Raw genomic sequence first — 14,075 nt, forward strand, 5'->3', positions numbered from 1 at the left:
TCGACTTCGAGCCCTACGTCCGACGCCTGCCCACCTACGGCGGCGGCAGCTACTACCAGATCGTGCTCCTGCACCGCACCGAGGACATCGTGATCACCACCCCCGACTCACCCAGAGAACACTGGGAGGTAATGCTCGCGTGGGAAGAGCTCTACCGCTTCATGGACACCAGCCAGCCACTGCCCGACACACCCGAGTACGAGTGCACCCGCCACCTCGACCCCGTCACCGCAGACCACGACCGCCGCCACGGCCGGCCCGAACGCTACTGGCGGGAGCTGGACCCAGAGCGCGGCCGCGAATTCGAGGAGCGCGCCATCGCCGCCGCCAAGGCCTTCCCCGTGGGTCGCTCCCGGCAAGAGGCCCTCGCCCGCGGCTGGACACCGTCCGGCGTCGGCGAAGGTGACTGGCAATGAACGCCCGTAAGCTCCGTAGGGGCGACCTTCAGGTCGCCCGTGTCGGCAAAGCTGGTAGACCTGAAGGTCTACCCTACTCCCGCGCACAGGCCCCGCGTATCAATCTCCCTTATTCACTGATAAGATTTTCCGCTCGCTTCATCCGGCGTTTCCCTCGCAAACGCCATCCCACTCAGTCAATCTTTTCATTGGCCTCCCATTCGGTGCGGGATGCGGGCGCCATTCTCTCCACAACCATTAAAAACGGAGCGGCAATCATGAGTCAGAGCACAGCGGCCGAGGCCCGCACGGGAGTCAATGCGGGCTTCGGCGATCCATGGGTTCTGGGCCTGAGTGGCGGCTTTATCATCGCCTTTCTGGTCTTCGCGCTGATCGACCTTGGGCAGGTCCAGAGCCTGGTGGACAGTGGCCACGCCCTGGCGGCCCAGTACCTGGGGTCGTTCTGGCAGCTGCTGTTGCTTGCGACGTTCTTCACGGCCATCGGCGTGGCCATCTCACCCGCGGGCAGTGCCGTGATGGGCGATCTCGACAAACCCGAGATGAGCACCTTCAAGTGGGTATCCATCATCATGTGCACCCTGCTCGCCGGAGGTGGCGTGTTCTTCGCCGCCGGCGAGCCGCTGTACCACTTCCTCGAAACGCCTCCGGTATTTGACGCGGAAGCGGGCAGTCAGGCCGCGGTGGCGCCGGCGCTGGCGCAGTCATTCATGCACTGGGGCTTTCTTGCCTGGGCAATCCTGGGGGCTCTTACCAGCATCGTGCTGGTACAGGCCCACTACCGCTACGGTAAACCGCTGCAGCCACGCACCCTTCTCTACCCTCTCTTCGGGGAGCGCGTCATGCGCAACCCCGTGGGTGGCATCATCGACGCCGTGTGTGTCGTCTCCGTGGTGGCCGGTACGGTGGGCCCCATCGGGTTTCTCGCAACCCAGGTCAGTTTCGGCGCCAACACCCTGTTCGGCCTGCCCGAGGGGTTCGTGACGCAGTTCGGTATCCTCCTCGTTCTGGCGGCCATCTACGTGACCTCGGCGGTCACCGGCATCCACAAGGGCATCCAGATGCTCAGCCGGTTCAACGTCTTTCTTGCCCTGGGCATCGGCGCCTTCATTCTGCTGTTCGGCCCAACCCTGTTCCTGGTCAACAGCTACCTGCAGGGTTTCGGCACCTACATCAACGACTTCCTGCCCATGGCCACGGTCACCAGCGAGACAGCACCGGACTGGTGGATGCAGTGGTGGACGGTGTTCTTCTTCGCCTGGTTCCTGGGCTACGGACCGCTGATGGCGATGTTCATCGCACGCATCTCCCGGGGCCGAACGATCCGCCAGATGATCATCGCACTCGCTGTTGCGGCGCCCATTGCCTCCACTGTCTGGTTCACACTGCTGGGCGGCTCGGGCATCTACTACCAGCTCACCGGTGCCATCGACCTGGCAGAGCCTCTGGCGAACTTCCAGTTCGACGTGGCCACCCTGACCATCGCTCAGGCGCTCCCCCTTGGTGGCCTGATGGCGGTGCTGATTCTCATCCTGACCACGATCTTCGTGGCCACCACCGGCGACTCCATGAGCTACACCATCTCCATGGTCGCCACCGGGGATCAGGAACCGCACCCGGCCGTGCGGGCGTTCTGGGGCATCGCCATGGCGCTCACCGCAGGCGTACTGCTGTTCATGGGCGAAGGCAGTATTTCGGCGCTGCAGCAGTTCATCGTGGTCACGGCGGTGCCGGTTTCCCTGGTGCTTCTGCCATCACTCTATACCGGCCCCAAGATGGCCTACGCCATGGCGCGGGAGCAGGGGCTCGTACGCTGACGTGTGACCCGGCCGCGACGGCCCCGTGGGGGCGCCGCGGCCGGCAGGTTGCTGGAGTCACTCACCGGCGCCGCGTCGGGACTGGTCGCTGGCTTCCACCAGGATCCGCATGGCCAGGCCCCTGAGCCGTTCCCACAGGGCTTCGTCCACGGTGATGCTGCTGGCCAGCCGCTGACGGGAGGATTCCACCAGGTCGTCCGGCAGTGCCGAATAGTGGACCCGGTCGGCATCCACGTCCGGATGCAGCTGGGGCAGTAGATCGAAATCCCGGCTGAAAACCAGGGTCATGCCCTGATCCACGGGCGGTTCAGCCAGCGTGTCGTCCCTGTACACCCGCACCGTAGGAAGCGGGTCGCCGGCGCGCTGCGCCACCACGTAATCACGCGGATGGTGACCGTGCTCGTTGCGCCATACAGCCAGGGCACTGACACCATGCCGGCAACTGCGGGCAAGATCCGCCAGAATGAAAAGCCGGTTGTGGCACCCTTCCAGGCGCACGGTCGCCAGGGGATGGCGCTGCGCCATGGCGATGCCGGCGTCCACTGCAACGGCGCCATGACACAGCACACTGGCGCCTCCGGCGTCCATGACGTACAGACCACCACCCCGGTACAGCGTCTGCAGCGGCCGCTCCCGGTCACCGGGCAGAAAGTCGATCGCCTTTCGCAGTTCCTGCAGCCCGTCCAGCCCGTGGCGCTCCAGCCACAGCACCATGTGCGCAGCGTCCTCACGGTCACCGGCATCGAACCCCAGCCCTTCGAACGCCTTGCGCGCCATGCTCAGCAACTCGTTGTGGGAGATCCTCATCATGCCGGATCCGGAGCAACGGGCAGGAACCAGTCCGGATCCGCGCTGGCATGCAGTTCGTCCAGCAACGGCGCTCCCTGAAACAGGGTAATGCGCACCCAGCGATCAGAACGGGGATCGAACTTGCTCGCACCGAAGAAGGCGAGCTTGCAACGCAGCAAATGGATGGGCCGGCATCCGCGGTCCAGCAGGTTGCCGCGGATCTCGCCGTAACTGAGCGGGGCGAGGGTCTGGACACGCCGGACGATCCCCCGCAGGTCACGTCGCTGCAGCACCAGCTCCAGCACGGTGGCCTGCGGATCCTCCGCCAGCAGCACCCGACACGCGTCGTAGCACCGCCGTACATCGCGGGCAATACCCAGCGGCATCTCACGGTCGGCACCGGGGTCCACCCCCCGGACACCCAGCCGCGGCTCTTCCTTTTCCTCGGAGCGATACCAGAAGTAGTGGTTCGCGTCAGGGTGCCCGAAGTCCACCGCCAGCGCCCAGTCGTAGGCGTTTTCCATGTGAGCGACGAGCGTGTGCAGCGGCATGGCAGGCTCCAGATCGCTGCGTTCGTCGCTGCCCATGGTGTCTTCCAGCGCATCCACCAGCTCCGGGTGGAGTTCCAGGAGCAGGCTGTTAACCAGTTCCTGCGTCTGCACACCGTACTGCGCCTCCGCCCGGCGGATCACGCGCTCGCAGAGGTCGCCGGGCACGGGGGTCTGCCGGCCCAGCCACGCCTGCAGATCCGACAGGTCGTCCGCAGTGCGCGCGTTCGCCTCGAGCTGGCATGGGTCGTCCGTCCACCACTCGGAGACGTGACGACGGGCGCGACTAACAAGCGCGAGCAGCCGCTCCAGCCCCGCCACGTTGGCCACACCGAATCGGCGTACCCGCGCCAGGGCCGTCTCACGCATGAGCACCCACTGGTTGATGAGCTGCGGATGGTGGACCAGAAACGGCGCCATGCCGAGGCCGGTGGAGTTCCCCATACCAACGTAGCGAGCCAGGTCCCGGTGCATGGACACGGCTGTGTCGGGGGCGCGGGCCCGCGCCATATGCTCCACCTGTTCCAGGCTGAAGTGGCGCAGCAGCCAGACCGCCAGCATCTGCGGGCTGAAGGGGCGGTCAAACAGCCGCCAGCGGCGCACGTAGTCGTAGTCTGCAATGCCGAACTTGCCGTTACCGTAGACGGCCGTGGTCCGGTACAGATACCCCACCTTCTGGAACCAAAGGGGGTCGGGCTGCCGGCCACGGGCCAGCGCGTCCGTGACCAGCTCGAAGTTGCGCTGGCTGCGGTTTCCGCGGGTGAGAACCAGCACCCGGCTACTGCAGCGCCCCGCCTCCTGCCGCGGGACGTTCTCGGCGAGTTCGTCGAGGGTGGCGGCGTCCAGATCACCGGTACACAGGGCGCAGGCCACATCCCACTGGTCGGCGATCACCCGGTCGCTGCGCTCGCTCTCGTCCAGGCTCTGACTGAAAATGACGAAACTGAAACGGTCCTCGGGTGTGCGCACGGTGTAGATGGCGCGGCCGCAGCCCCCGGCATCGAGCCGGAACTCCTGACACTCGATACCCCAGCGCTCCCGCGCCATCTGCCGGATGAGGCTGCGGGCAAAGCTCAGTCGGGTCTGGTGCATGCTGCCCAGGCGAACCGGATCCATGACGTGGCCGGCGGGCCGCAAGGGCAGACCGGGCTCCGACGAGATCACCGGTGGTATGGCTGTGGTGTGCATGGCAGACACCTCACTGCGATTGCGGCGCGATCCCCTGCTCAAGGACACGCAGCCAGTTCTCGCCCATGATTCCGGCGATCTCCGTCTCGCTGAACCCACGGGCGAGGAGACCGGCGGTGATGTTGGGGAAATCACTGCCGTCGCGGAACCATGCGGGCTGCGCGGGCCAGCGCGGCGACTCCGGTTCGTCCCCGTCGAGCACCCGCCGCCAGCGGCCATTGCGCATCCAGCCCAACACCTGATCCGGCTGCCGATGGCACAGGTCCGTGCCAATACCCAAGTGTTCCACACCCATGAGATCGGCGGTACGGGCAATCATGTCGCAATACGCGTCCAGGGTGCACTCCGACCCGCCACCGAGATGGAGCGGGTAAGCGCTGAACCCCAGCAGCCCGCCACTGCCGGCCAGGGCGCGTAGAACGCGCTCCGACTTGTTACGCGCCACATCCCGGAAAAACAGCGGGTTGGCGTGAGAGACCACCACTGGCCGGGCGGAAAGCTCGATCGCTTCCAGGGTGGTGCGTTCGGCGCTGTGGGACATGTCGATGATCATGCCGACACGGTTCATCTCCCGTATGACCTCGCGACCGAAGCGGGTGATGCCGGTGTCTTCCTCCTCGTAGCAACCCGTCCCGAGCAGACTCTGATTATTGTAGGTAAGCTGCATCAGGAAGACGCCCAACTGGCGGAATACCGCCACCAGGTCGATCTCGTCCTCGATGGGGGAGCAGTTCTGGAAGCCATAGAACACGCCCACACGCCCCTCCTCCCGCGCCTGCCGGATATCGGCGGCCCCGGCCACGGGCCGGATCAGGTCACCGTGGGCGGCGTAGCGACGGCCCCACTCCCCGATGCGACTCAGGGTCTCGCGGGCGTTCTCCCAGTAAGCGACCGTCACGTGGACGGCGTGCACCCCGCCCTCGTGCAGCTGCTGGAACACGGACCGGTCCCAATTGGAGTACTGCAGCCCGTCCACGACCGTAAGCCGTTCGTGCAGCTCGCGGGCGGCGGCGATATCAATGGATGCTTTCGCACTCATGGCCGTCAGCTCCGGATGTAGCTGGTCTTCACCGTGGTGTAGAACTCCCGGGCGTACTGTCCCTGTTCCCGCGGACCAAAGCTCGACGTGCGTCGTCCGCCGAAGGGCACGTGGTAGTCCGTGCCAGCGGTGGGCAGGTTCACCATCACGCAGCCGGCCACCGCCTCGCGCCGGAACCGCCCGGCGTGGTGCAGACTGTTGGTCACAATGCCGGCGGTGAGCCCGAAGACGGTGTCGTTGACCACGCGCATGGCGTGGTCGAAGTCCTCCACCCGGATCACCGCCGCCAGGGGGCCGAAGGCCTCTTCCTGATTGATGCGCATCCGGTTGTCGGTCCCCGTGAGCAAACATGGGGAGAGGTAATAGCCTGGCTTGCCGGCATCAACCCGTTCGCCACCGACCACACGCCGCGCCCCTTCGCTCTCCGCCAGGCGGATGTAGCCTTCCACGCTGTCCAGCTGGGTGGCGTCGGCCAGCGGGCCGACCTCTGTTGCCTGATCGAGGGCATCCCCCACGCGCATGGCCGCCAGCCGCTCGGCCAGTCGCTCCACGAAGGCATCGTGCACCGCCGCATGGACCACTAGCCGCGACGACGCGGTGCACTTCTGGCCGGTACCGGAGTAGCCTCCCGCCACCGCCGCCTGCACGGCGAGATCCAGATCGGCGTCGTCCATGACCACCAGGGCATTCTTGCTGCCCATCTCCAACTGGCAACGCACCAGGTTGGCCGCGGTGGCACTGGCCACGCGCCGCCCCACATCCTGGGAGCCGGTAAAGCTCAGGGCGTCGATGTCGGAGCTGTTGATCATCGCTTCGCCAACCACCTGCCCACTACCCATGACCAGGTTGATGGCCCCTGCCGGGAGATCCTGGCGCTGGAGCACCTCCACCATGGCCCAGGCACTGGCAGGCACCAGATTGGCCGGCTTGAACACCACCGCATTGCCGAAAGCCAACGCCGGAGCAATCTTCCACGCCGCGGTGGCCATGGGGAAGTTCCACGGGCTGATGACACCAACAACGCCAACTGGCTCGCGGCGGATGTCGATCTCGATACCCGGCCGCACGGAGTCGACGGTTTCGCCGAACTGCCGGTGCACCTCGGCAGCGTAGTACTGAAAGAACTGACCGGCGCGGTAGACTTCGCCAACCCCTTCCGCCAGGGGTTTGCCCTCTTCCCGGGAGAGCTCACGCCCCAGCTCACTGCTGCGCGCCATGAGTTCCGCGCCGGCATTCATCAGGGCCTGGTGGCGCCGTTCCAGCCCCGCACCGCTCCACTCGGGCTGGGCGCGGCGCGCGGCGGCAAAGGCTTCGCTCACCTGGGCTGCCGTCGCCTGGGCATAGTGGCCGATGGTGTCCTCGGTATCTGACGGATTGATATTGGCAACGGTGCGGTCGCCCTCCTGCCACTCTCCACCGATCAGGTTGCGATAAATCGCTGCCATACATGCCTCCCTCGGCCATTGAATGGGGCGAACCCCCATGTGCTGGGTCTTTTCGAAAGCGTAGTCCCCACGGCTTCATCAGGGAAATCTATGTTTGCTATCTTTCGATAAGGCTTTCTTATTGGAGTGCCGCCAATGATCGACCTGAAGGTCTCGCAGATCCGCTACTTCCTGCTGGTGGCGGAGCACGGCGGCTTTCACGCTGCTGCTGAACACGCCCACCGGACCCAGCCGGCCATCTCCCAGGCGGTGCGGGAGCTGGAGCGCAAACTCGGGGAACCGCTGCTGGAGAAGGGTGGCAAGGTGCAGCTCACCCCCTACGGGGAGCAGGCCATGCCCATGCTCCAGGGGCTGGTGGATCACCATGACCGGGTGGGTGAAGAGCTCCAGCGTCTGGCACACCACGAGGTGGGACTGTTGCACATCGCGACCGTGCCGTCCGTTGCCAGCCGTCTCCTCCCCGGGTTGCTGGAAGCGTTCATTCGCGACCACCCCGGACTGGACGTGACGGTGCAGGACGGCTCGGCAGATAGCGTGATGGCCCTGGTCAAGGCACGGCAGGTGGACTTCGGAATCACCAGTGCCCTGGGGCCACTGGAGGAATTCCGCGTGGAACCGGTCTACCACGACCGAATCGGGGTGGTCTTCCGTGACGACCACCCGCTGGCCACGGCCACGGGCGCACTCGCGTGGGAGGCCCTGCGGCCCTACAAACTCATCCGCAACGGTACCTCACGTCTGCTGGAACACACCGAAGCTGCGCCGCTGCTCGCTGGCAGCCAGCTCTATGTCTCCAACATGATCTCCCTGCTGGCGTTACTGGAAGCGGGAATGGGGATCACCACTCTCCCCCGACTTGCGTTGCCGCCGGACCACCCACGGCTGCGTTTCCGGCCATTGGGCCGCCCCCAGGTGGAGCGGGAGATCAGTATCGTCCGCCCGGCCCGCCGCAGCCTGTCTCCGGCGGCGGCGCTACTGGAACGCGCCGTGCTGGAGGCGAGCGCCGGATGGCAGTCTGCCGACACCCCCTGACGCGCAGCACTCAGGCACCGTCCTCCGCGGCAACCGGATCCACCCGCACGGCGCAGTACTTGAACGCCGGGATCTTGCCGAACGGGTCCACCGCCGGATGGGTCAGCACGTTGGCGCAGGCTTCGCGGAAGTGCATGGGAATGAACACGCTGCCACGGGCCACGCGATCCCGCAGCCGCGCGCGGATACGGATCTGGCCGCGGCGCGAGGTGACCTCAACCCAGCCGCCGTCCGCGACGCCGTATGCGGCGGCGTCGTCCGGGTGGATCTCCACGAAGCCTTCCGGGCTGATGTCGTGGAGCGCGGCGGAGCGCCGGGTCATGGTGCCGGTGTGCCAGTGTTCAAGCACCCGACCGGTGTTGAGCACCAGCGGATACGCCGCGTCGGTGGCCTCCACCGGCGGTGACTGGCGCGCCGGCACAAGCAGCGCCCGCCCCCGGGGGAAGGTCTCCTTGAACACGATGGGTTCGCCTTCCGAGTGCTCCGGGTCCGGACAGGGGTACCAGCGGCCGCGATCACCCAGAACCGCATGACTGAGCCCGGCATAACTGCCGGTGGCGGAAGCAAACTCGTCGAATACCGCGGAGACATCGGGATAGCGCATGGGATACCCGATGCGCTCGCCAATGTCGCAGATGATCTGCCAGTCCTGCCGCGCCTCACCCGGCGGCTGCAGGGCCTGACGCCCCACCTGCACGCGCCGGTCCGTGTTGGTGACAGTGCCGGTCTTCTCGGCGAAGGCGCTGCCGGGGAGAATCACGTCGGCGAACTCGGCCGTTTCCGTCAGGAAGATATCCTGGACCACAAGAAACTCGAGCTTCCCCAGCGCCTTGCGCACCTTCGCCACATCCGGGTCGGAGACGAACGGATTCTCACCGAGGATGTACATGCCGCGGATGGCCCCGTCCAGCGCCCCGTCCGTGATCTCGGTAACGGTGCGCCCCGGCTCGGGCGAGAGCGTACGCCCCCACAACGCCTCGAAGCGCGCCTGGGCGTCAGGGTCGCTCACCTTCTGGTAGTCGGGGTACATCATCGGGATGAGACCGGCATCCGACGCACCCTGGACGTTATTCTGCCCCCGCAACGGGTGCAGACCCGTGCCGGGCCGGCCGGTATTGCCGGTGATCATGGCCAGGGCAATCAGGCAGCGGGCGTTGTCGGTGCCGTGGGTATGCTGGGAAATGCCCATGCCCCAGAACAGCATGGCGGCATTCGCGCGACCGAACCGGCGCGCCGCTTCGGTAATACGCTCGGCGTCCACCCCCACCAGTCCGGCAACGGCCTCGGGGCTGTACTCCTGCACGTTCTCGCGAATGGCCTCGACGTTCTCCGTGCGCGCGGCGATGAACGCGTCGTCGGTGAGCCCTTCGTTGATGATCACGTGCATCATGGCGTTGTAGAACGCCACGTCGGTGCCGGGCCGGATCTCCAGGTACATGGCGGCGTAGTCGGCGATACGCGGCCGGCGGGTGTTCACCACCAGCAGCTCGGTGCCGTTGGCGGCGGCATCTTTCATGAACGTGGCTGCCACGGGGTGGTTCTCGGTGGGGTTGCAGCCGGTGATCAGCGCCACGTCGGCACGCTCGATGTCGCGCACGATATTGGTGACACCACCGGAGCCGATCCCCTCCAGCAATGCCGCCACGGAGGACGCGTGGCACAGGCGCGTGCAGTGATCCACGTTGTTGGTGCCGAATCCGGCACGCACCAGCTTCTGGAACAGGTACGCCTCCTCGTTGGAGCCCTTTGCCGAACCGAATCCGGCCAGTGCATCACCGCCATGGGTGTCACGAATGCCGCCAAGCCCCTGCCCCACGCGCTCCAGGGCCTCCTCCCAGGAGGCCTCGCGGAAGTGCGGCAGCACCGTCTCCGGATCCACCGGCCCGCCCGGGCGCCGCGGCCCGTTGTCGTCCCATGAGAGCGCGCCCTTGGGATAGGCGTTCTCACGGCGGACCAGAGGCTTGGTGAGGCGATGGGCATGGGTGGCGTAATCGAACCCGTAGCGGCCTTTGACACACAGGCGCCCCTCGTTCGCCGCGCCGTCCCGGCCGCGCGCCTCGAGAATACGGTTGCCCTGGGTGTCCACCACCCAGGAGAGCGCGCAGCCCACGCCGCAGTAGGGGCACACGGAATCCACAACCCGCGCCTTGACGTCAACGGCAGTCATTCTCCGTCCTCCGCGAGAACATGCAGCCCGTGCAGGCTGCGGTTGGTCAGTGCACCAGTGGGACACACGGCCTGGCACTCGCCGCAGGCCACACAGGTGCTCTCGCCCATGGGCACGTCCAGGTCGAACGCGATGTGCGTGGCCGCACCCTTGCCGCTGCGGGTCATCACGTCGTTGTGCTGGAGCTCGTCGCAGCCGCGGATGCAGCGGTCGCACAGGATGCAGGCGGCATGGTCCACGACGATCACCGGCGAGGAGTCGTCCACGGGAGCAGGCGCAGCCGGGGCGGACGCCTGGAAACGGCTGTGCTCGACGTCGTACTCCCGCGCAAGAGCCAGCAGCTCGTCATCACCCGTTGTCGCTTCCCGGTTCCCCGGCGCCGGGTAATCGGCCATGAGCAGCTCCAGCAGCATGCGCCGGTTGCGACGGACTTTCTCTGAATCGGTCTGCACGACCATGCCGTCCTCGCAGGGGCGCACGCAGGAGGCCTGCAGGTTGCGTGCCCCGGTATCCACTACGCACATGCGGCAGACGCCCACCGGGCGCATGCGTGTACTGTGGCAGAGCACGGGAATGTCGATGCCGAGCATGCGCGCGGCATCCCAGATCGTGGTGCCGGCGGGCACCTCCAGGGCCTGGCCGTCGATGCTCAGGGAGACGGTGTCAGTCATGCGGCCTCCGCAGTCGCGCGGCTTCATCGGGAAAATGGCGCAGCAACCCCATGATCGGCGTCAGAGCCACCTGGCCCAGGCCGCAAATGGAGGTCTGCACCAGGGTCTCGTCCAGCGCTTCCAGCAGGTCGGTCAGCCCCTCCTCCGGGGCACCGGCGTGGGCGGCCTCGAGCTTGCGCACCGCTTGGGCGGAGCCGGTGCGGCAGGGCACGCACTTGCCGCAGGATTCGTTGCGGAAGAAACGCACCTGCTGAATGGCGAGATCCAGCAGGTCGCGCCCACTTCCCACCACGAACAGGGCACCGGAACCAAGCCCCGCCCCGGCCTCGGCCAGCGCGTCGAAATCCACAGCCGTGTCGGCCAGCGTTGCCGGCAGAAACGGCGTCGAGGCACCACCGGGACAGAACGCATACAGCGACCGGCCATCCGCCATGCCGCCGGCGCGTTCGATCACCTCGCGAATCGGCGTCCCGGCCGCAACGCAATAGACACCCGGCGCCGCCACATCCCCGGAGACCGACAGGAACTTGAGCCCCCCATACCCCTCGCGCCCGTGCGCCTTCCAGCCCTCGGCCCCGCCCTGCAGGATGCGCGGGATCATGGCGAAGGTCTCCACGTTGTTCATCAGCGTGGGGCCGCCGTTGAAGCCAACCTGCGTCGGGAACGGCGGCTTGTTGCGCGGCTCACCGCGCCGGTCTTCCAGGCCCTCCAGCAGCGCCGTCTCCTCGCCCATGATGTAGCCACCGGGCGAGATGAACAGATCCAGCTCGAAATCAAACCCGCTGCCACGGATGTTACGGCCGATATGGCCATCCGCCCGCGCACGCTGAAGTGCCTTCTCCAGCACCGCGCGCGCGTGTTCGTATTCATGCCGCAGGTAGATGATGCCGTGGCTGGCACCGATCACCCAGCCGCCGATGATCATGGCCTCGATCACCAGGTGCGGTGCACGCTCCAGCAGTAGCCGATCCTTGAAGGTGCCCGGCTCGCTCTCGTCGGCATTGCAAACGACCGTACGCGGTGTGCCGGTGGCGGCGCGGGTGAAGCGCCACTTGCGCCCGGTGGGGAAGCCTGCGCCACCCATGCCGCGCAACCCCGACGCCTCCAGGGTGTCAATGACGGCCTCCGGGCGCCCGTCGGCCAGCAGTGCAGCCAGAGTGCCATAATGGGCATCGGCGCCACGGTACGGGTCCACCTCGGCAACCTCGGCGGGCGGATCGCCTGCCAGTGGCTGCGGTCGCCGCCCGGTCATCCCGTCGCGAAGCTGCTCGGCGCTGCCGGACACCGCCTCGTGGCCGGCCAGGGCCGCCGGCGCCGCGTGGCAGAGCCCGAGGCAGCTCACCCCTTCCACCTCCACGCCGGGATCATCGGCGAGCCCGGCGGCGACGCGCTCCGCGAAATCAGGGCCCGCGACCATGCGGCAGGCCACATCCCGGCATACGGAGAGACGGCGCGGCGCGCCGGGCTGGTCACGGAATACCGGGTAGAAGGAGCGCAGGCCTTCGAGGCGGTGGAGCGGCACACGCCACTCCCGGGCAAGCCCACGGAGCACGTCGTCCGTCAGTGCGCCGTGGCGGTGCTGCACCGCCATGAGCCGATTCAGAAGCTCCATCCAACCCTCTCCCCGTCGCCTTTTCACCGTCACTGCCTACTAGTGTAAGCGAACCATGACAGACGGCGGTGGTAAATGACGTGCAACGGCATCCACCATGCCATATGCGACAGGTTCAGCCTGCGGCGAGCCGGCGCCAGAGCGACTCGAACGGCCCCATGGCGTGGTACTGCCGCCAGATAATGGAGAAGGCGATCTGGATCGCCCACACCACCGCCACCACGCCCAGCAGTTCCAGGTAGCCGAAGCGGGAGAACAACCCCAGGCCGATGCCGTAGAAAATCCCGACACACAGGATGGACTGGCCGAGATAGTTGGTCATGGCCAGGCGTCCGACCGCCTCAAGCGCCCCCGTCGCCGTGCGGAACAGCGACTGCCGCACCACGAGGATCACGATGGCAATCCACGCCAGGGCGATGGCGATGCTGGCCCAGTGGTTGGCGATGCGCCCCAGGAACATGGAATAACGGAAGTCCCAGTTCACCGCCTCGTTGAACCAGACCCCGGCCAGCACCACCGGAACCCCGACGATCAGCCCGCCGATCGCCACCCGTTTGTAACTGGCAAGCGACCATTGTCCAGGGAGAAAGCCGACCTTCATCAGCGCCATGCCCAGCAGCATCATCGCCAGCATGCGCCAGATGCGATCGGACGCCAACATCCACGCCTGGGCGCTCAGCGCGTCGACAGCCCGCTCACCCACCGTGGATACCCAGTTGAACGTCAGGCGATCCACCTCCGCGTAGACCACGTCGGCGGTTGGCGTCCAGTAATGCGTCGCCAGGTACCCCACCCAGTCCATGGGCAGCAGGAAGACAAGGCCCACACTGAACAGCATCCACAGCACCGTGGCGGTGGCGAACAGAAGCAGCGAGAACCACACCAGCTCCACCGGCGACCGCTGACGGAACTGCAGTGCAATGGCGCCGCAGATGGCGTATGCGGCAAGGATATCCCCGGGCCACAGCAGCAACCCGTGCGCGAGCCCGAACACGAACAGCCAGGCCATCCGGCGCCGGTAGCGCTGCTCGAAGGCGGCGGCGGACTCCTTAGAGGCATTCGCCATGATGACGATGCCGGCGCCGAACAGGATGGTGAGCATGGTGATGAACTTCTCGTCCGCCACCACGTGGTTGACCACCCAGACAATCCAGTCGAGCGTCGGTGGATCACCCAGCGCCTTGGGGTTGAGGTATTCACTGGACAACCGCCCGAAGGACTGGATGTTCATCAGCAGAATGCCGAGCACAGCAACGCCGCGCAGCACGTCCAGGACGGCCATGCGCTGCCCCTTACCGGGCGCCTCAGGTGTGGCATGATGGCTCTGGGGCTGGCTCATGGGTTGCGTCGGCAC

General features: G+C 66.5%; 10 protein-coding genes and 1 pseudogene. 3 read left to right on the forward strand and 8 right to left on the reverse strand.

The features are described 5' to 3' along the window. Together BMZ02_RS18975 and BMZ02_RS07980 are read left to right on the forward strand one after the other, a co-directional pair. Positions 1–416, forward strand: a pseudogene (locus BMZ02_RS18975) (hypothetical protein); the annotation flags it as partial. Between the two features lie 257 nt (positions 417–673). Then, complete coding sequence (locus tag BMZ02_RS07980; protein WP_091641983.1) at positions 674–2,230, forward strand: BCCT family transporter; 1,557 nt, start codon at positions 674–676, stop codon at positions 2,228–2,230. 57 nt (positions 2,231–2,287) lie between these two features. Here the strand turns inward: BMZ02_RS07980 and BMZ02_RS07985 are convergent, their stop codons facing one another. Genes BMZ02_RS07985 through BMZ02_RS08000 form a run of 4 tightly spaced genes read right to left on the reverse strand, consistent with a single transcriptional unit; the run spans position 2,288 to position 7,239 of the window. Continuing rightward, positions 2,288–3,040, reverse strand: a complete 753-nt coding sequence (locus BMZ02_RS07985; protein ID WP_091641987.1) for a DUF3726 domain-containing protein — start codon at positions 3,038–3,040, stop codon at positions 2,288–2,290. Next, positions 3,037–4,755 (reverse strand): hypothetical protein, encoded by a 1,719-nt coding sequence (locus BMZ02_RS07990; RefSeq protein WP_216110756.1) that lies wholly within the window; start codon positions 4,753–4,755, stop codon positions 3,037–3,039. The genes BMZ02_RS07985 and BMZ02_RS07990 overlap by 4 nt, the downstream gene beginning before the upstream one ends. Positions 4,756–4,765: 10 nt before the next feature. Continuing rightward, positions 4,766–5,794, reverse strand: a complete 1,029-nt coding sequence (locus BMZ02_RS07995) for a dipeptidase (RefSeq protein ID WP_245753984.1) — start codon at positions 5,792–5,794, stop codon at positions 4,766–4,768. Positions 5,795–5,799: 5 nt separating this feature from the next. Further along, positions 5,800–7,239, reverse strand: coding sequence for an aldehyde dehydrogenase family protein (locus tag BMZ02_RS08000; RefSeq protein WP_091641990.1), 1,440 nt, complete (start codon positions 7,237–7,239; stop codon positions 5,800–5,802). 135 nt (positions 7,240–7,374) lie between these two features. Here BMZ02_RS08000 and BMZ02_RS08005 point away from each other — a divergent pair, with 135 nt between their 5' ends. Further along, positions 7,375–8,271, forward strand: a complete 897-nt coding sequence (locus BMZ02_RS08005) for a LysR substrate-binding domain-containing protein (RefSeq protein WP_091641993.1) — start codon at positions 7,375–7,377, stop codon at positions 8,269–8,271. Between the two features lie 10 nt (positions 8,272–8,281). Here BMZ02_RS08005 and fdhF read toward each other — a convergent pair whose 3' ends face one another. The 4 genes from fdhF to BMZ02_RS08025 form a co-directional block, all read right to left on the reverse strand. Beyond that, a complete protein-coding gene (gene fdhF, locus BMZ02_RS08010; RefSeq protein WP_091641996.1) occupies positions 8,282–10,438 on the reverse strand; it encodes a formate dehydrogenase subunit alpha in 2,157 nt (718 codons plus the stop codon). Beyond that, positions 10,435–11,109, reverse strand: coding sequence for a 2Fe-2S iron-sulfur cluster-binding protein (locus tag BMZ02_RS19125; protein WP_216110758.1), 675 nt, complete (start codon positions 11,107–11,109; stop codon positions 10,435–10,437). The genes fdhF and BMZ02_RS19125 overlap by 4 nt, the downstream gene beginning before the upstream one ends. Continuing rightward, positions 11,102–12,721: an NADH-ubiquinone oxidoreductase-F iron-sulfur binding region domain-containing protein gene (locus tag BMZ02_RS08020; protein ID WP_091642001.1), complete on the reverse strand. Its 1,620-nt coding sequence runs from the start codon at positions 12,719–12,721 to the stop codon at positions 11,102–11,104. The genes BMZ02_RS19125 and BMZ02_RS08020 overlap by 8 nt, the downstream gene beginning before the upstream one ends. A gap of 115 nt (positions 12,722–12,836) precedes the next feature. Next, positions 12,837–14,060 carry a DUF418 domain-containing protein gene (locus BMZ02_RS08025; RefSeq protein WP_091642924.1) on the reverse strand — a complete coding sequence of 408 codons (1,224 nt, stop codon included), beginning with the start codon at positions 14,058–14,060 and terminating at the stop codon, positions 12,837–12,839. Between the last annotated feature and the right edge of the window lie 15 nt (positions 14,061–14,075).

The organism is Aquisalimonas asiatica (genome assembly GCF_900110585.1).
GTDB lineage: Bacteria > Pseudomonadota > Gammaproteobacteria > Nitrococcales > Aquisalimonadaceae > Aquisalimonas > Aquisalimonas asiatica.